18 protein-coding genes and 1 riboswitch are annotated in these 18,046 nt (G+C 72.2%); of the genes, 9 read left to right on the plus strand and 9 right to left on the minus strand.

The annotated features are described in order from the left end of the window. Nucleotides 1-122: 122 nt before the first annotated feature. The 3 genes from OG251_RS10050 to OG251_RS10060 form a co-directional block, all read right to left on the minus strand. A complete protein-coding gene (locus OG251_RS10050; RefSeq protein ID WP_326676831.1) occupies nt 123-527 on the minus strand; it encodes a DUF3040 domain-containing protein in 405 nt (134 codons plus the stop codon). Nucleotides 528-829: 302 nt separating this feature from the next. Next, a complete protein-coding gene (locus OG251_RS10055) occupies nt 830-1,588 on the minus strand; it encodes a methyltransferase (protein ID WP_326676832.1) in 759 nt (252 codons plus the stop codon). A 103-nt stretch (nt 1,589-1,691) separates the two neighbouring features. Further along, nucleotides 1,692-2,219 (minus strand): SAV_6107 family HEPN domain-containing protein, encoded by a 528-nt coding sequence (locus OG251_RS10060; protein WP_326676833.1) that lies wholly within the window; start codon nt 2,217-2,219, stop codon nt 1,692-1,694. 285 nt (nt 2,220-2,504) lie between these two features. On the opposite strand from OG251_RS10060, the gene OG251_RS10065 reads away from it, so the two are divergent. From OG251_RS10065 to OG251_RS10085, 5 genes are all read left to right on the plus strand, one after another. Further along, nucleotides 2,505-3,248 (plus strand): ATP-binding cassette domain-containing protein, encoded by a 744-nt coding sequence (locus OG251_RS10065; protein ID WP_326676834.1) that lies wholly within the window; start codon nt 2,505-2,507, stop codon nt 3,246-3,248. Then, on the plus strand, nt 3,220-5,310 hold the full coding sequence (locus tag OG251_RS10070) for a YhgE/Pip domain-containing protein (protein ID WP_326676835.1): 2,091 nt from the start codon (nt 3,220-3,222) through the stop codon (nt 5,308-5,310). The genes OG251_RS10065 and OG251_RS10070 overlap by 29 nt, the downstream gene beginning before the upstream one ends. A 29-nt stretch (nt 5,311-5,339) precedes the next feature. After that, nucleotides 5,340-5,951 carry a TetR/AcrR family transcriptional regulator gene (locus OG251_RS10075; protein ID WP_326676836.1) on the plus strand — a complete coding sequence of 204 codons (612 nt, stop codon included), beginning with the start codon at nt 5,340-5,342 and terminating at the stop codon, nt 5,949-5,951. A 450-nt stretch (nt 5,952-6,401) separates the two neighbouring features. Continuing rightward, nucleotides 6,402-7,019, plus strand: coding sequence for a DUF4126 domain-containing protein (locus tag OG251_RS10080; protein ID WP_326676837.1), 618 nt, complete (start codon nt 6,402-6,404; stop codon nt 7,017-7,019). 31 nt (nt 7,020-7,050) lie between these two features. Continuing rightward, complete coding sequence (locus OG251_RS10085) at nt 7,051-8,562, plus strand: phytoene desaturase family protein (RefSeq protein ID WP_326676838.1); 1,512 nt, start codon at nt 7,051-7,053, stop codon at nt 8,560-8,562. Between the two features lie 123 nt (nt 8,563-8,685). Here the strand turns inward: OG251_RS10085 and OG251_RS10090 are convergent, their stop codons facing one another. The 6 genes from OG251_RS10090 to OG251_RS10115 form a co-directional block, all read right to left on the minus strand. Next, complete coding sequence (locus tag OG251_RS10090) at nt 8,686-9,609, minus strand: hypothetical protein (RefSeq protein ID WP_326676839.1); 924 nt, start codon at nt 9,607-9,609, stop codon at nt 8,686-8,688. Nucleotides 9,610-9,659: 50 nt separating this feature from the next. Next, nucleotides 9,660-10,577, minus strand: coding sequence for a methylenetetrahydrofolate reductase [NAD(P)H] (gene metF, locus OG251_RS10095; protein ID WP_326676840.1), 918 nt, complete (start codon nt 10,575-10,577; stop codon nt 9,660-9,662). 171 nt (nt 10,578-10,748) lie between these two features. After that, nucleotides 10,749-11,408, minus strand: coding sequence for a thiamine phosphate synthase (gene thiE / locus OG251_RS10100; protein WP_326676841.1), 660 nt, complete (start codon nt 11,406-11,408; stop codon nt 10,749-10,751). A 76-nt stretch (nt 11,409-11,484) separates the two neighbouring features. Then, nucleotides 11,485-11,850: an Rv2175c family DNA-binding protein gene (locus OG251_RS10105; RefSeq protein WP_073725247.1), complete on the minus strand. Its 366-nt coding sequence runs from the start codon at nt 11,848-11,850 to the stop codon at nt 11,485-11,487. Nucleotides 11,851-11,920: 70 nt separating this feature from the next. Beyond that, the gene (locus OG251_RS10110) at nt 11,921-13,165 is read right to left on the minus strand and encodes an NAD(P)/FAD-dependent oxidoreductase (RefSeq protein WP_326676843.1); all 1,245 of its coding nucleotides are present in this window, start codon (nt 13,163-13,165) and stop codon (nt 11,921-11,923) included. A gap of 28 nt (nt 13,166-13,193) precedes the next feature. Continuing rightward, nucleotides 13,194-13,535 carry a hypothetical protein gene (locus tag OG251_RS10115; RefSeq protein ID WP_073725243.1) on the minus strand — a complete coding sequence of 114 codons (342 nt, stop codon included), beginning with the start codon at nt 13,533-13,535 and terminating at the stop codon, nt 13,194-13,196. 51 nt (nt 13,536-13,586) lie between these two features. Beyond that, a riboswitch (TPP riboswitch) is annotated at nt 13,587-13,699 on the plus strand. Between OG251_RS10115 and thiO the strand changes: the two genes are divergently transcribed. From thiO to pknB, 4 genes are all read left to right on the plus strand, one after another. Continuing rightward, nucleotides 13,697-14,878, plus strand: coding sequence for a glycine oxidase ThiO (gene thiO / locus OG251_RS10120; protein WP_326676845.1), 1,182 nt, complete (start codon nt 13,697-13,699; stop codon nt 14,876-14,878). Its footprint overlaps the riboswitch before it by 3 nt. A 140-nt stretch (nt 14,879-15,018) precedes the next feature. Continuing rightward, nucleotides 15,019-15,207: a sulfur carrier protein ThiS gene (gene thiS / locus OG251_RS10125; RefSeq protein WP_326681205.1), complete on the plus strand. Its 189-nt coding sequence runs from the start codon at nt 15,019-15,021 to the stop codon at nt 15,205-15,207. A 2-nt stretch (nt 15,208-15,209) separates the two neighbouring features. After that, the gene (locus OG251_RS10130; RefSeq protein WP_326676846.1) at nt 15,210-16,004 is read left to right on the plus strand and encodes a thiazole synthase; all 795 of its coding nucleotides are present in this window, start codon (nt 15,210-15,212) and stop codon (nt 16,002-16,004) included. Nucleotides 16,005-16,119: 115 nt separating this feature from the next. Continuing rightward, nucleotides 16,120-18,042, plus strand: a complete 1,923-nt coding sequence (pknB, locus tag OG251_RS10135; protein ID WP_326676847.1) for a Stk1 family PASTA domain-containing Ser/Thr kinase — start codon at nt 16,120-16,122, stop codon at nt 18,040-18,042. Nucleotides 18,043-18,046: the final 4 nt, after the last annotated feature.

The following is an 18,046-nucleotide window of genomic DNA, read 5'->3' on the forward strand; positions in this document are numbered from 1 at the left end:
GGGTGCCGGACAGCGGGGATGGGTGAGGGGCGGCCGCAGAAATGCGGCCGCCCCTCACCCATCAGTGTCCAGCGTTAAGTTCTCAGCCCGATTCCGGAACGACTTCCGGGAATCGGGAGTGTCTATTGGCCCTGTTCGTCGCGGCGGCGCTGCCACCGTTGCTCGATGCGGTTCATCATCGACCGGCGCTGCCGGGGCTGTCGGCGGGTGCCGCTGCCCCCGCTCCCTGCGGCCTCCTGCTGTTGTTCGCCGGGTTTGGGCGCTTTGCGCCACCCGGTGACCGCGAGCACGGCACAGCCCAGCATGACGAGGAACCCCACCACGCTGACCCAGATCTGCTGTGCGACCATTCCGGCCATGAGGAGCGCGATACCCACCAGAAAGCCAGCGACCGCCTGGTAGACCCGTCGTCGGGTGTACCTGCGCAGCCCGCTTCCCTCAAGCGCTGTAGCGAACTTGGGATCTTCGGCGTACAGCGCTCGCTCCATCTGCTCGAGCATTCGCTGCTCGTGCTCCGAGAGCGGCACGGAGTCCTCCTCGTCGTCGGCCGCGGGGGCGACCGGTATGCGGCCCTTCCAGGATAGGCAGGGATTCGTCCCCGTGAAACCCGCCCTCTAGCGTTTAGCCACTCCGGACCGCCATGTCGGCTCGGCTGCTGAGGCGTAGATTCCCCGACAGCCGATCCGTCATGCCGGATGGTGTCACCCGATCATACGGGGCCGGAGCGCCGTACGGGGGTCCTGGGCGGTACTCCGTCTGCGGCTGCGTTGCTGATCAGCCACGCTCCGGTCGCTCCGCGGCCATGCCTCGGCCGCGACCGCGCCACCCCTCAGGCGCGCTTCTCGCCCAGAACGTGCAGCTGGGTCGCGACCGAGTGGAAGGCCGGCAGCTCGGCCACCGCCGCCTCCAGCTTGAGGAGCGCGTCCATGGCGCCCGGTTCGGTGTCCACCAGGACGCCCGGCACGAGGTCGGCGAAGACCCGTACGCCGTGGACGGCCCCGACCTCCAGGCCCGCCCCGGAGACCAGGTCGGAGAGCTGCTCGGCGGTGAACCTGCGGGGCACCGGGTCGCCCTCGCCCCAGCGGCCGGCCGGGTCGCCGAGCGCCTGCCGCGCCTCGGTGAAGTGCCCGGCGAGCGCCCTGGCCAGGACGGCCCCGCCGAGCCCGGCGGCCAGCAGGCTGAGCGCGCCCGACGGACGGAGCGCGTCGACCGCGTTCCGTACGCCCTCGGCGGGCTCGTCCACGTACTCCAGGACACCGTGGCAGAGCACCGCGTCGAAGCCGCCGCGCTCCACCACGTCGAACAGCCCGAGGATGTCGCCCTGGACCCCCCGGACCCGATCGGCGACCCCGGCCTCGGCGGCGCGGCGCTCCAGCGCGAAGAGCGCGTTGGGGCTGGGGTCGACGACCGTGACCCGGTGGCCGAGCCGGGCGACGGGCACCGCGAAGTTCCCGGTGCCGCCGCCGGTGTCCAGGACGTCCAGGGCGTCCCTGCCGGTCGCCTTGACCTGACGGTCGAGAGCGTCCTTGAGGACCTCCCAGACCACGGCGGTACGGAGGGAGGCGCGGGGGCGCAGCTGGTCCGACACGACAGATGACTCCTCGGCACGGTGCCGCCGCTGACGGCGGTGCGTGAACAGTGCAGGTGACTACAGGTGCTCTCCACCCTATTGCCTCGCACCGCCGTCCCGGTCACCTCGCGTCGGGCCGCTCCTTCCTGGGCTGCGGGAGCACCGGCTGGAGCACCAGCAGGCGTTCGACCAGGCGCAGGAACATCGCCGCGTCACGGAGCAGATCATCGGCGTCACGGTTGCTGGCCGCGCCCGGCATGCCGGCCTCCGCCCGTGCCCGGCGGAGTGCTCCGGAGGCGAACAGCGCGCTCCACTCCGTGAGTTCGGGGGCTATCTCCGGGAGGACTTCCCATGCGCTGCGAATGCGCTCCCGGCGGCGCTTGTTCGTTTCGGGGCGGCCTCGGGCGGCGAGCACGGCGGCAGCCGTGCGCAGCGCGGCGAGGTGGGCGGTGGCATACCGCTCGTTCGGCACGTCGAGAACGGCGGCCTCGTCGAGGCCGGCACGGGCCTTGGCGAGCAGATCGAGAGCGGCCGGCGGCGCCGTGGTGCGGCGCAGTACAGGGTGGACATCGCTTGCCGGACCGGTCAGTGAGGGGGCAGGGCTGACTGCGCGGCGCCGCGGGGCGGCGGCTGCGGACGAGCTGGCCATGACGAACCTCCTGCTGTCGTCGTGTGACGGCTCCGTGGCCGTATGTATCTATCGTGACGGTCCCCACTGACAATTCCGTCGAACCCACCTCCGACCTGGGCGTTCTTACCGAAGCCCTCCCTGGGAAGGGAGTTGCCGGCCCATGGGCACGGGCGTGGGGCGCACCGCGCGCAGCCCGCCGGACCGCGCGCTTTTGCGTTCGAGCGCAGGTTCGGGCTAACTTTTTGCACTGACCGGTCAGTTCAAAGAGAATCGTCCGAACATCAGAGGATCAGGGGAGGGCCTGTGGACAGCCCGCACGGCGCAGCTGTCGGCGCCGAGGACTTCGGACTCAAGGGACCGCGCGGCTGGGCCTTCCGGGGGGTGGACATCACCGCCGCCCCCGGAGCGCTCGTCGCGATCGAGGGACCGTCCGGATCGGGCCGCACCTGCCTGCTGCTCGCGCTCACCGGCCGGATGCGCCCTTCCGAGGGCCACGCGGAGACCGGTGGCCTGAGCCTGCCTTCCAAGGCTGCCGCCGTCCGCAGGATCAGCGCTCTGGGGCCGGTCCCCGGGGTCAGCGAGCTCGACCCCGCCTTCACCGTCGCCGAACACCTGCGGGAGCGGGCCCTGCTCCAGCGGCGCTACGGCGGTTCCCTGCGCGCCCTGCTCCGCCCGCGCGCCGAGCGCGCCGCCGCGGCACGGGCCCGGATCGACGAGGCGCTGGACGCCGCCGGACTCGACCCCGCCGCCCTGCCCAAGGCCGAGCGGACCTCCGTACGGGATCTGGAGCGGCTCGAATCACTGCGGCTGTCCATCGCCCTGGCACTGATCGGCCGACCCCGGCTGCTCGCCGTCGACGACACCGATCTCAAGCTGTCCGACGCCGAACGCGCCGAGGCATGGGACCTGCTGCGTTCGATCGCCGCCGGCGGGACGACGGTGCTCGCCGTGTGCAGCGAGGCCCCCGAGGACGCGCTCGTCGTGCGTACCGGCACCACCACCGAGGAGAGGACGGCCGATGCGTTCGCCGAAACTGGCCGCGCTTGAACTCAAGCGGTTCGGCAGGGGGAAGCTGCCGGCGGCCGCGCTGGTGGCCCTTCTGCTGCTGCCTCTGCTGTACGGAGCCCTGTACCTCTGCTCGTTCTGGGATCCGTACGGGCGCCTCGACAAGCTGCCCGTCGCCCTGGTCAACAACGACAAGGGGGCGAGTGCCGGGGGCAAGCGCATCGCGGCGGGTGACGAGATCACCGGCAAGCTGCGGGACTCCGAGATCTTCCAGTGGCACGAGGTCAGCTCCGCCGAGGCCCACAAGGGCGTCGAGGACGGGACGTACTACCTCTCGCTGACCATGCCGTCCGACTTCAGCAGCAGGATCGCGTCCAGCGGCGGGGACTCCCCCGAGACGGGCGCCCTTCAGGTTCGGACGAACGACGCCAACAACTACATCGTCGGGCAGATCTCCCGCTCGGTGTTCTCCGAGGTGCGCACCGCCGCCTCCACGAACGCCTCGCGGGGCTTCCTGGACCGGATCTTCATCAACTTCTCCGACCTCCACGGTCAGACCGAGAAGGCCGCCAAGGGCGCCGACGACCTCAAGGGCGGTATCTCCAAGGCCAAGAAGGGCTCCAAGGACCTCGCGGACGGCCTCAAGGACTCCAAGGCGGGCAGCAAGCGGCTGTCCGACGGGATCGTCACGCTCAACCAGGGCGCGAGCGACCTCGAAGCGGGCTCCCGGCAGGTCGCCGACGGCACCCAGGCACTCGCCGACAAGGTCAACGGCATCGCCGGCGACGTCCGCCCGTTCCTGAAGGACAACGGAAAGGCGATCGGCGACACGGCCCGGCTGGTCGCCGACTCCTCGCAGACCGTACGGGACAACCTCGACCTGCTCGTGGAGGCCGCCCCCACCGCGGCCGGCGCCGCCCACACGGCCTCCGACGACCTCGCCGAGGTCTACCGCGCCCGGTGCGAGGAACAGCCGCTCCCCGACGACCCCACGGTCTGCCCGCCGCTGAAGCGGGCCAGGACCGCGGCGGCCGATGTGGCGAAGGTCGCCGACGACGTGAACGCACTGGTCACCCATCAGAACGGGGACCTCAAGAAGCTGCGCGGACAGCTGGCCACCCTTCAGGAGCAGGCCGACGCGCTCGCGAAGCGCTCACCGACCCTGGACACGGACCTGGAGTCCGCCGTCACGAAGATCAACGCGCTCAACACCGGTGCCCACAAGGTCGCCAAGGGCGCCGACGCGCTGCACACCGGACTGGGCACGGCCAAGACCGGATCCGCCGATCTGGACACCGGCGTCGGCAAGCTCAAGACGGGTGCGGACAACCTGGACGGCGGGCTGTTCCGCCTCGGCGACGGATCGGCGACGCTGGCCCAGGGGCTGAACGACGGCGTCGGCAAGATCCCGGACTACGACAAGAAGGACCGCGACGCGCGTACGGGGGTCATGGCCGACCCCGTGCAGCTGGCCTCCAAGTCGCTGCACGCGGCCCCGAACTACGGCACCGGGTTCGCCCCGTACTTCATCCCGCTCTCCCTCTGGGTCGGCGCGATGGTGGCGTACATGCTGATCCAGCCGCTCAACCGACGGGCGCTCGCCGCCGGAGCCTCCGCCTGGCGGATCGCCTTCGCCGGCTGGCTTCCGGTCGCCGCGATCGGCGTGCTCCAGGTCGCCGCGCTGATGTCCGTCCTGCACTGGGGCCTCGGCCTCCAGATGGCCCACGCGGCCGGGACGATCGGCTTCCTGGCCCTGGTGACCTGCTGCTTCGCCGCGATCGTGCAGTGGCTGAACGCCCGCTTCGGCGCGGCGGGGCGGATCCTCGTCCTGGCGGTGCTGATGCTCCAGCTCACCTCGGCGGGCGGGACGTACCCCGTCGAGACCAGCCCCGGTTTCTTCGGCGCGATCCACCCGTACCTGCCGATGAGCTACGTCGTCGACGCACTGCGCAGGCTGATCACCGGCGGCGGGCTCGGCCCGGTGTGGCAGGGCTGCGCGGTCCTGCTGGCCTTCACCGCGGGCGCGCTGGCCCTGACCGCCCTCTCCGCGCGCCGCAAGCAGGTGTGGACCCTGGACCGGCTGCATCCGGAGCTGAGCCTGTGAGCGCGCCGGGACCTGTGAGAATCGACCGTATGGAAAGCAGTAGCACCACGCGCCGCCAGGCCACCCGGCAGAAGCTCTACGAGGCGGCGGTGACCCTCATCGCGGAGAAGGGCTTCTCCGCGACCACCGTGGACGAGATCGCCGAGCGCGCCGGGGTCGCCAAGGGCACGGTCTACTACAACTTCAAGAGCAAGACCGAACTCTTCGAGGAGCTGCTGCGCCACGGCGTCGGGCTGCTCACGGCCTCGCTGCGGTCCGCCGCCGAGGAGACCGAGGAACGCGGCGGCAGCAAGGTGGAGGCGCTGGACGCGATGATCAGGGCCGGTCTGGCCTTCATCGACCGCTACCCGGCCTTCACCCAGCTGTACGTCGCCGAGCTCTGGCGCACCAACCGTGCCTGGCAGGCCACTTTGCTGGTGGTGCGGCAGGAGGCGGTGGCCGTGGTCGAGGACGTGCTGCGGGGCGCCGTGAAGAACGGTGAACTGAGCGAGGAGATCGACATTCCGCTGACGGCCGCCGCGCTCGTCGGGATGGTGCTGGTGGCGGCTCTCGACTGGCAGGCGTTCCAGCCGGAGCGGTCGATCGACGAGGTGCACTCGGCGCTGTCCCTGCTGCTGCACGGGCGGGTCAGCGGGCGCTGAGCGGGCCGTACGCCTCCCGCGGCCATGTGGCAGGCGCTGACCGGGACCGTACGCATCCGACGGCCATATGACGGGCGCTGAGCGGAGCCGTGCGTTCCCGGCAGCCCCGGCGCACACGAAGACGCCGGTCCGGCGGAGTTCGATCGTCTCGAACTCCGCCGGACCGGCGTTTTCCGTGCTGCCGGAGAACCTTTTCCCCGTGACCCCGATCTCCCCCGTGGTCCCCCGGGCTCTCCGTCGCGCACCCCCGCTCCGTCAGGGGTGCCGCGCCGTTCCGCCGCCCCGTGTCGGCGGTCCTGGCGCCGCGCCCCTTCCGTGGCCACCACTCTGCCGTCCGCGCAGGTGGGGGCCTATCCGCGCAGCTACTCATCTCGCTCACTAGGTACGGATACTCAGAGCTGCGCACCCGGGCCCACCCCGGCCGGGCCGGCTCTGGCTACGATCGCGTCCGTGTCCGTACTCCCCCTGGTGTTCACGAGTGGCTGGGCGAGCGGGATCAACGCCTACGCGGTGGTCCTGCTCCTCGGCATCTTCGGCGCGACCGGCGTGAGCGACGAGGTGCCGGCGTCGTTGCAGCGCACCGATGTCCTCGTCGTCGCCGCCGTCCTGTTCCTGTGCGAGGCGGTGGCCGACAAGATCCCGTACGTCGACTCGGTCTGGGACACGGCGCACACCGTGATCCGGCCGCTCTCCGGAGCGGTCGTGGCGGCGCTGCTGGCCGGTGAGAGCGGATCACTTCCGGAGCTCGCGGCCGGGGCGGTCGGCGGTTCCACGGCGCTGCTGAGCCACCTGGTGAAGGCGGGCACCAGGATGGCGGTCAACACCTCCCCCGAACCGTTCAGCAACATCGGGGTGAGCACGGCCGAGGACCTCGGTGTCGCCGCGATCATCACGTTCGCCATATTCCATCCGCTGGCGGCCGCCGTCATCGCCGCTGTCCTGCTGCTGCTCGGACTGCTGATACTGGTCTTCCTGGCCGCGCGGATCCGCCGGTTCCTGCGCCGCAGGGCCCAGCGCCGCGAGGAGAAACGCCTTGCCGGGGCGGGTGGGCACCAGCCTCCTGGATGAGTTGTCGGTGGCGGTCGATAAGGTCACCGGCATGGCACGAATTGCGGTGATCGGCGCCGGGACGGGCGCGATGGCGGCGGCCGCCCGGCTCGCCGTGGCAGGCCACCGGGTGACGGTGTACGAGCGCTCGGCGACGTACGGCGGCTCGGTCGGCCGGTATGCCCATGAGGGCTTCGCCTTCGACACCGGGCCGACGCTGCTTCATCTCCCCGCGGTCCAGCGCGACTTGTTCGTGAAGACCGGCAAGGAGTCCCTGGAGCAGAGCGTCACGCTGTCCCAGGTCGATCCGGCGAGCCGCCATCTCTTCGCGGACGGCACCGCGGTGTCCCTGCCCAACGCCTCGCGCTCCAAGGTGGCCGCAGCCCTGGACGGAGCGCTCGGACCCGGCTCGGGAGCCCGTTGGAGCGGCTTCCTGGACCGGGCCCGCGATGCCTGGGACCGGTCGCGGCGGCCGTTGCTGGAGGAGCCGCTGGGCCCCGACCGGCAGGCGCTCGCCCGCGACCCCTACCCCTCGGTCCGGCAGCGCCGGCTGCTGCGCGGTGCCCGGCAGGCGGGCACCGTGACGGAGGTCGGCGCCTGGGAGCTGGCGGATCCCCGGCTGGCCGCCCTGCTCGACGGGTACGCCCTGTCGTACGGCCTCGATCCGCGCCACGCCCCGGCGGCGGCCGCCCTGTTGCCGTACATGGAGGAGACCTTCGGCAGCTGGTACATCACCGGAGGGATGCGGGAGCTGGCCCGCGCGGTGTACGAGCGGTGCCTGGCACGCCGGGTGGAGTTCGTCTTCGGCGCCGAGGTGGTCCGGGTGGTCGAGAAGGACGGCCGTGCGGCGGGCGTGGAGCTGGCGGGCGGCGAGGTGGCGGAGGCCGACCGGGTGGTGCTCGGCGCCCAGCCGCGCCCCGGTCTGGTGCCGGGTCAGGAGCCGTGGGGGGACGTGGCGGTGCGGTCACGTCCCGGGGGCGGTGACGTGCCGGGCCGGTTCGTGGTTCTGCTGTCGCTGCGCGGCGCCCGGGAGGCCGGTGCCGTGCACCGGACCGTGGTGCACGCGGCGGACGGGGCGGCGGAGCTCGACGCGGTGTTCCGGGGCCGGGTCGCCGAACGGCCCACGGTCACGGTGCTGCGTCCCGACGATCCCTCGACGCGCCCGGACGAGGCGCACGAGGCCGTGACGCTGATGGCGACGGTGGCTCCGCAGGGCCCGGTCGACTGGACGGACGCGGCGCTGCGCGAGCGGTATGCCGACACACTGATCTCGTCGGCCGCGGAGGCCGTTCCCGGTCTGCGGGAGCGGATCCTGCACCGGGAGGTGCGTACGCCCGTCGAGACCGCCGCCGAGACGGGAGCCGAGGGGGGTTCGGTGCCCGCGCCCGCGCTGGCCGGGGCCGGGGGCGCGTATCTGCATCCGGCGAACCGCACCCGGCTGCCGGGACTGTATCTGGCGGGCGGCTGGTCGCATCCGGGCGGCGGACTGGCGCACGCCGGGATGTCGGGGACGCTCGTCGCCGGACTCATCGTGGAGGGCGACGACTTCCGCGGCTCCCGCTGAGCGGTGAGCGGCTCAAGAGCTGAAGAGCTGAAGGACTGAGCAGCTGAAGGGCTGAAGGGCTGAACGAAAGGATCGGCGGCCGGAGGCGTCTGCGCGCCCCGGCCGCCGTACGGACAGCCGTGCTCAGTAGCGGTAGGGCTCGTTCTGGCCGGTGTCGTTGCCGTTGCCGTACGGGGCGGGCCGCACGGGCTGTTCCGGCGGCATCGGCGGGAACTGCTCGGCATCGCGCTGCTGCGGGACCCAGACGCCCCCGGGCGGGGTGTCCGGGTTGTCGTACTGCTGCGGGTAGGGGTCGGCGTACTGCTGCTGCCCCCCGAAGCTGTCGTAGCCGTTGCCGTAGCCGTCGTACGAGGCGTAGGGCGCGGCCCCGCCCGCGGGGCCGGTGCCGATGTACGGATCGGAGTAGGCCGCGTAGCTCTGCTGCTGGCCCGTGCCGTAGTCGTACTGCCCGGCGTAGGTGTCCTGTGCGGCGGCGGGCCGGTCGTAGTCGCCGTAGGGGGGGTACGCGCCGTACTGCGGCTGCGGTTCGGCCCCGTGCTGCTCGGGGTGTCCGGAGCCGGGGCCGGGGTCGTTGCCGTCGTCCTGCCGGCCGTTCCCGGGGTACGCGTTGTCGTTGTAGACGCCGTACTGCCCGGTGTCGTCGGGCAGCGGCTGCGGCTCGTAGACGGAGGCGGCGGGCACGGCCGCGGTCTCCCCGAGGGGCTGCTCGTACTCCAGGTCCGAGACCTGCAGCGTGGGCTCCTTGGTGGCCGCCCGCTCGCCGCCGCCACGGCGACGGCGGCTCTCACCGGGGCTGCCCCCGATGGCCCAGCCGGTCGAGAAGCCCCGCCGGAAGGAGAGCGTCACATACGTCTGGCCGGTGGCGAAGGCGATCGCCCCGACCACGATGACCGGCACGGACGCGATCAGCACGCCCATGACCACGGTGAGGAACCCGCCGAAGGCGAGCAGCCGCCAGCGCAGCCGTGCCTTGTACTGCAGCAGCACCTCGCCCAGCAGCCACAGCGCCACAAAGCCGAATGCGATGTAGAGGACCGTCCAGCCCACGCCCGCCCCCTCCTACGGCCACCGCCCCGGTTGGTGGCGGGTACGGCCGGTCACGACTGCTTGTGCAGTCCGAGATTCTCGTAGATTTCGAGCGTTGCCGTCGAGTTGTTGAGCGTGATGAAGTGAAGTCCGGGCACACCTTCGGACAGCAGCTTCGCGCAGAACTTCGTTGCGAACTCGATGCCAATGGAGCGTACAGCGGCTGGATCGTCCTTGACGGCGAGGATGCGTTCTTTCAACGAAGCGGGGAGGGTCGCGTTGCTGAGCTGCGCAAATCTTTCCAACTGTTTCACGCTGGTGAGGGGCATGACCTCGGGAATGATCGGGGTGTCGCAACCCGCCGCGACCACGCGGTCACGCATCCGGAGATAGTCATCCGGATTGAAGAACATCTGAGTGATCGCATAATCGGCTCCGGCGCGGCACTTGTCCACGAAATGCCCGATGTCGGTCTCCCAGTCGGACGACCGCGGGTGCATTTCGGGAAAGGCGGCGACGCCGACACAGAAGTCGCCGGATTCCTTGATGAGCCGGACGAGGTCGGCGGCGTACCGCACGCCCTGCGTGTGCTCGACCCACTCGCCCATCGGGTCGCCGGGCGGGTCGCCCCGCACCGCGAGGATGTTCCTGATTCCGGCGTCGGCGTACTGCCCGACCATGTTGCGCAGTTCCGCGACGGAGTGGTTGACCGCGGTGAGGTGGGCGACCGGGGTGAGCGTGGAGTCGGCGGCGATCTGCTGCGTCGCCCTGACCGTCCCGGAGCGCGTGGAGCCGCCGGCGCCGTACGTCACCGAGACGAAGCTCGGGCGCACCGCCTCGACCCGGCGCAGCGCGTTCCAGAGGTTCCGCTCACCCTTCTCGGTCTTGGGCGCCCAGAATTCGAAGGAATACGAGGTCGTGCCGGTCGCGAGCAGGTCACGCACGGTGCGTGCACGGTCTGTCCTGGTGGAAGGTGTGCCAAGGGCCATACCGTGAGGTTAACCAGGGCTCGGCGGTCGCCCAACCGGGCCGGCGTTTTTTGTCTGGAATGGCCTGATTGTTGTCCACCCCTCGGACATCACGCGTGCGTGGCCTTCGAACATCACTCGGCCGTGCCTCCGCGAACATCACGCGGGCAGGCCCCCTCGGGCATCCCTCGGTCATGCCCCTCGGACGGAGCGTGCCCGCACCCGTCGGGCGAGTGCGGCGGCGGCCGCGGCCGGGTCGGCGGCCTCGGTGATCGCGCGGACGACGACGACCCTGCGGGCTCCCGCGTCCAGCACCTCGTCCAGATTGCCCTCGTCGATCCCGCCGATGGCGAACCAGGGGCGCGGCTGGTCGAGCGAGGCGGCGTAGCGCACGAGCCCGAGCCCGGGGGCGTGCCGGCCGGGCTTGGTGGGGGTGGGCCAGCAGGGGCCGGTGCAGAAGTAGTCCACGCCCGCCTCGGCGACGGCCGCGTCGACCTCGGCCTCGGCATGCGTGGAGCGGCCGGTCAGCACGTCCGCGCCGATGATCGCGCGAGCGGCGGGCACCGGCAGGTCGCCCTGGCCCAGGTGCAGCACGTCCGCACCGATGGCATGGGCGACATCGGCGCGGTCGTTCACGGCGAGGAGCCTGCCGTGGCGCTTGCAGGCGTCGGCGAACACGGCGAGGTGTTCCAGCTCCTCCGCCGCCTCCATGCCCTTGTCCCGCAGCTGGACGATGTCCACACCGGCCCGGAGCACGGCGTCGAGGAACGCGGGGAGGTCGCCCTGTCGCCTGCGGGCGTCCGTGCACAGATAGAGCCGGGCGTCGGACAGCAGCTCGCGAGGCGTGGGCATGGCGAATTTCCCCCGTCGGTACGGCGGGCGTACGGGCCGTGCGGGACGGCCCGTACCCCGCATGTGGTTGTCTCGGTCAGACGGCGAGCGCCTGGGCGCGGCGCTTCACCTCCGTACCGCGATTCTCACTCAGAGCCTGCGCGGGGGTGCCCGGCAGGGTCGGGTCGGGAGTGAAGAGCCAGTCCAGCATCTCCTGGTCGGAGAAGCCGTCGTCCCTCAGGAGCGTCAGGGTCCCCGCGAGGCCCTTGACGACCTTGTCGCCGTCGATGAAGGCGGCAGGCACCTGGAGGGTCCGGTTCTCACCGCGTCGTACGGCGATGAGCTGGCCTTCCTTGACCAGCTGCCGCACCCGCGTCACCTGGATGTCGAGCAGTTCCGCGATGTCGGGAAGGTGGAGCCAGGCAGGTACTAGAGCATCGATCTTTGCGTCAATCTCGGTCACGAGGACAAGCGTGCCATCTGGGACCGACAGCCGGAAGCCGGGCCCGACCGTACGGGGGTCGGGCCGCGTCTCACAGAGCCGTCGACTTCAGCGGTACGGAGGGGTCCGCCACCCGCGCCGGGTCGAGTGCCGCCCCCGATTCGATGAGCTTGCGCCCCTGCGCCAGATCCCGGGGACGGCCCACGGCGAGGACCGCCACGAGCGCGTTGTCCCGCAGCCAGCACACCGACCAGGCGGGATCGGCCGGGTCACCGCGCCACAGGAGGTCGTCGGCATGGGCGTGGTGGCCCGCGTACTGCACGAAGCGGCCGAACTGCTCGGACCAGAAGTACGGCACGGGGTCGTACACGCCGGGGCGGCCGTCCCCGTCGAGTGCGGCGATGTCCGCGGCGACGGTCCGGGGGCCCTGGAGGGCGTTGTCCCAGTGGTGGACCAGCAGGCGTGCGCCGTAGCGGGCGGACGGGAAGGAGGCGCAGTCGCCGACCGCGTACACATCGGGCAGCGAGGTGCGCAGCGCGCTGTCGGCGGTGACCGAGCCGTCCGGGCCGAGCGCGATGCCGGAGCCGGCCAGCCAGCCGGTGGAGGGCCGGGCGCCGATCCCGACGACCACCGCACCGGCCGGGAGCACCCGGCCGTCCGCCAGGGTCACGGCGCCCGGTTCGACGCGGGAGACCCGGGCGCCGGTGAGGAGTTCGGCGCCGCTCTCGGCGTACCAGTCGGCCATGGGGGCGGCGACCTCGGCGGGCAGGGCGCCGGCGAGGGGGCGTTCGGCGGCCTCGACGACGGTGACCGCGCAGCCCGCGGTGCGGGCCGCGGTGGCGAACTCGGCGCCGATCCATCCCGCCCCGACGACCACCACGTCGTGCTGCCGTTCCAGGACGGGCCGCAGCCGGGCGGCGTCGTCGAGGGTGCGCAGCAGATGCACGCCGGGCACGCCCTCGGAGCCGGGCAGCCGAACGGGTTCGGCCCCGGTGGCGATGACCAGGGCGTCGTACGGAACGGGGCCGTCCGGTGTGTCCAGTTCATGGGCGCCGGGGCGCAGGCCGCTCACGTCCACTCCCAGGCGCAGGGTGATGTCCAGCGCCTCGAAGTCGATGTCGAAGGCGGAGTCCTCGGCCTTGCCGAGCAGGACGGCCTTGGACAGCGGTGGCCGGTCGTAGGGCTGGTGCGGTTCGGCGCCGATCAGGACCACCGGTCCGGTGAAGCCGCGTTCGCGCAGGGCGACGGCGGTCTGCACGCCCGCCATGCCCGCTCCGACGATCACGACACGGCGCGCCGACTGCCGCGCTGACTGTTGTTCCGTCTGCTCGCTCACCCGTACACCATAAACACCTGACGGACCGTCAGGGAATGAGCTCTTCCACCACGCTCGTCCCGCTGCCCTCCTGGGACTCCCACTCCCACCGCTCGTCCAGCCGCACCCGGCCGTCGGGGCATGCGCCGACCGTGGACACACAGTGTCCGGAGGAGGTCGTTCCGTCCTGCTTGAGCTGGACGTACCGGAAATCGAGCGTGTCCGCGGTCCGGGTGCCGACGAGATGGCCGCGCACCACGTCACCACCCTCGTACTCGGCCCAGATCCGGCCGTCCCGCTCGTGGTACGTGAAGCGGGTACGGGTGCCGACCTGGCCGGGGGCCTGGTCGGCGACCGGCGAGAGGACGAGGCCGTCGAGCGAACGGGCCATGGTGGTTGCTCCCTTACTGACCGTGGGCGACTGGGTTTAGGGTGGCAGACGTAAAACACTCGCGGGAGCCCGGGCGTACCGGGCTGAGAGGGAGGCTGGACGGCCTCCGACCGTACGAACCTGATCCGGGTCATGCCGGCGAAGGGAGGGGCTGGACGCCCATGCGTTCTTCCACGAACGGCGACGGATCCGACGTCCTCGTCATCGGGGGCGGAATCATCGGTCTGGTGACCGCCTGGCGGGCCGCCCAGCGCGGGCTGCGGACGACGGTGGCCGACCCCGACCCGGGGGGCGGGGCCGCCCGGGTCGCGGCCGGAATGCTGGCCGCCGTCACCGAACTCCACTACGGCGAACAACTGCTGCTCGGTCTCAACGTCGCCTCCGCCGCACGCTATCCGGAGTTCGCCGCCGAGCTGTCCGCCGCGAGCGGACAGGACATCGGCTTCCGCGCCTGCGGCACGCTCGCCGTCGCGCTGGACTCCGACGACCGCGCCCATCTGCGCGAACTGCACGCCCTGCAACAGCGTTCGGGGCTGGAGTCCGAGTGGCTCAGCGGACGCGAGTGCCGCCGCCTGGAACCGATGCTGGCGCCCGGGGTCCGCGGCGGGCTGCGCGTCGACGGCGATCACCAGGTGGACCCCCGGCGGCTCGCCTCGGCGCTCCTGACCGCCTGCGAGCGGGCCGGGGTGGTCCTGCGCCGGGGCTGGGCCGAGCGGCTGTCGGTCAGGGGCGGCCGGGCCGTCGGAGCCGTGCTGGCCGACGGTACGGAGCTCGCCGCCGACCAGGTCGTGCTCGCCGCGGGCAGTCTCAGCGGCCGGCTCGCGGGCGTGCCCGAAGAGGCCGTGCCGCCGGTCCGCCCGGTCAAGGGCCAGGTACTGCGGCTGACCGTGCCACCCGCGTACGCCCCCTTCCTCAGCCGGACCGTGCGCGCCGTGGTCCGCGGCAGCCATCTCTATCTCGTCCCGCGCGAGAACGGCGAACTGGTCGTCGGCGCCACCAGCGAGGAGCTGGGCTGGGACACCACGGTCACGGCCGGCGGGGTGTACGAGCTGCTGCGCGACGCGCACGAACTGGTGCCCGGCATCACCGAACTGCCCCTCACCGAGACCCGGGCGGGCCTGCGCCCCGCCTCCCCCGACAACGCCCCGCTGCTGGGCCCCACCGCACTGCCCGGCCTCCTGCTCGCCACCGGCCACCACCGCAACGGGGTGCTGCTGACCCCCGTCACCGGCGACGCGATGGCGGACGTGCTGACCTCCGGCGAACTGCCCGAGGTGGCCCGCCCCTTCGCGCCGGGCCGTTTCGCATCCGCCGCCCCCGTACCCCAGGAGCAGCCCGCATGACCCGGCCCGATTCCGCCCCCGTGCCCCCTTCCGCGCCCGATCCGGTCGCCGCACCCGTGCCGGCCGGCGATCCGGCCTCCGGACCTGTCCCCGGCCCGGCGTCCGGCCCTGCTTCCGGACCGGCCTCCGTCTCGGTTTCCGTGAACGGGGAACGCCGCGCCCTCCCCGCCGGTACCGCACTGGACGCCCTCGTCGCGACCCTGACCTCCGCGCACTCCGGGGTCGCCGCCGCCGTCAACGAGAGCGTCGTCCCGCGCGGCCAGTGGTCCGTCACCGCGCTCGGCGACGGTGACCGGGTCGAGGTCCTGACCGCCGTACAGGGGGGCTGACCATGTCCGACGACCTCTTCGCCCTCGGCTCCGCCTCCTTCACCTCCCGGCTGATCATGGGCACCGGGGGCGCGCCGAGCCTCAATGTCCTGGAACGCTCCCTGGTCGCCTCCGGCACCGAGATGACCACCGTCGCGATGCGCCGGCTCGACCCGACCGTGCGGGGCTCCGTCCTCTCCGTCCTGGAGAAGCTCGCCATCCGGGTGCTGCCGAACACCGCGGGCTGCTTCACCGCGGGCGAGGCCGTCCTGACCGCCCGGCTGGCCCGGGAGGCACTGGGCACCGACTGGATCAAGCTGGAGGTGGTGGCCGACGAGCGGACGCTGCTGCCCGACCCGGTCGAACTGCTGGACGCGGCCGAGATCCTGGTCGACGACGGGTTCACGGTCCTGCCCTACACCAACGACGACCCCGTACTGGCCCGGAAACTGGAGGACGTGGGGTGCGCGGCGATCATGCCGCTGGGCTCCCCCATCGGCTCCGGGCTGGGCATCCGCAATCCGCACAACTTCCAGCTGATCGTCGAGCGGGCCGGGGTGCCGGTGATCCTGGACGCCGGGGCGGGGACGGCGTCGGACGCGGCGCTGGCGATGGAGCTGGGGTGCGCCGCGGTGATGCTGGCCTCCGCGGTGACCCGGGCGCAGGAGCCGGAGCTGATGGCGGCGGCGATGCGGCACGCGGTGGACGGCGGACGGCTGGCGTACCGGGCGGGCCGGATCCCGCGCCGCCACTTCGCCGAGGCATCGTCCCCGGTGGCGGGCCGGGCGGTGCTGGACCCGGAACGCCCGGCGTTCTGACGTGCCCCACCGCACCCCTGCCACGAGCGTGTCCCTGTCACGGATCGGCTGCAGTACCGCTCCGGGACCGCCCCGGCCCGTCCGTCCTGTCCGTGGCGGCTCGTAGACTCATCGGGTGGATACGACCCTCCAGGACCCTCTCGTCGGGCAGCTGCTCGACGGCCGGTATCGCGTCGAGGCACGCATCGCCGTCGGCGGCATGGCCACGGTCTACCGGGCCGTGGACACCCGTCTCGACCGGGTGCTCGCCCTCAAGGTGATGCACCCGGCGCTCGCGACCGACGCCTCGTTCGTCGAGCGCTTCATCCGCGAGGCCAAGTCGGTGGCCCGGCTCGCGCACCCCAATGTCGTCGCGGTCTTCGACCAGGGCGCCCAGGGCGCGTACGTCTATCTCGCGATGGAGTACGTCGCGGGGTGCACGCTGCGCGATGTGCTGCGCGAGCGCGGAGCCCTGCAGCCACGGGCCGCGCTGGACATCCTGGAGCCGGTCCTGGCCGCGCTCGGCGCCGCGCACCGGGCGGGCTTCGTGCACCGCGACATGAAGCCGGAGAACGTCCTGATCGGGGACGACGGCCGGGTGAAGGTCGCCGACTTCGGTCTCGTACGGGCCGTGGGCACCGTCACCGACACCACCGGGTCGCTCCTGGGCACCGTGTCGTACCTCGCCCCGGAGCAGATCGAGCACGGCACCGCCGACACCCGCGCCGATGTGTACGCCTGCGGTGTCGTGCTCTACGAGATGCTCACCGGCGCCAAGCCGCACACCGGCGACACCGCGGCCCAGGTCATCTACCAGCATCTCCACGAGGACGTCCCGGCCCCCTCGGCCGTCGTCCCCGGGCTCCCCGTCGCGCTGGACGGCCTGGTGGCGAGCGCGACCGTCCGTAACGCCGAGGTCCGCCCGCACGACGCGGTCGTGCTGCTCGCCGAGGTCCGGGAGGCTCGCGCCGGGCTCACCGACGAACAGCTGGACGCCGTACCGCCGCAGGCGCTGACAACGGCCCACGACGCCGGCGAGGACCGTACGAGCGTGATCCCGCGGGCCCTGCCCGTGGACCAGGGCACCGCCCACCACACGAGCCGGCTGGAGATGCCGCCGCCCGTGCCGCCGGGGCCGGAGCGGCCGCGGCGGCGGGGACCGTTCGGCGGCCCGCACCGCGTGCTGTTCGCGGCGCTCACCGCGCTGGTGCTGGTCCTGGGGGTCGGCGCGGGCGTCTGGTACATCAACTCCGGACAGTTCACCCGGGTCCCCTCCCTCCTGGGCCAGACCCAGAAGACCGCCGAACAGCGGCTCTCGGACGCCGGCCTGGATCTGAAGGGCGTCGAGAAGGCGTACAGCGACACGGTGGACCGCGGCGCGGTGATCGACAGCGACCCCGCTTCCGGCGAGCGGATACGGGGCAACGGCTCGGTGAAGCTGGTCGTCTCGCGCGGCCCGGAGATCGTGAAGGTGCCCGACGCCGAGGGGCTCGGCCTCGGTGACGCCCGGCGCGCCCTGACGAAGGCGGGTCTGGTCCCCGGGATGGTGACCAAGGAGTTCAACGAGGATGTCGCGCGGGGCGAGGTGATCCGTACGGACCCCGAGGCCGGTACCGAGCGCCACCCCGACTCGGCCGTCGCGCTGGTCGTCAGCAAGGGCAGCCCGGTGGACGTGCCCGATGTCCGGGGGCTCTCGGTCGAGGACGCCACCGCCGAGCTGGACGGGGAGGGGCTGAAGGCCGAGGTGCTGCCCGACCGGGTCAACTCCCCCGAGGTCGCGGGCGACATCGCCCACCAGACGCCGGGCGAGGGCGCGCAGGCGGCGGAGGGTGACACGGTCCAGCTCACGGTCTCCAAGGGCCCCCGGATGCTGGACGTCCCCGACGTCACCGGCAAGGACGTCGACGAGGCCAGGAGCACACTGGAGGAGGCGGGCTTCGAGGTCGAGGTCGACCGTCCGTTCCTCTCCTTCAGCGACACCATCGACAGCCAGTCGGTCGACGGCGGCGAGAAGGCCGCCGAGGGCTCCACGATCACCATCAGGACCAAGGGACTCTAGATCC

The organism is Streptomyces sp. NBC_01237, assembly GCF_035917275.1.
GTDB lineage: Bacteria > Actinomycetota > Actinomycetes > Streptomycetales > Streptomycetaceae > Streptomyces.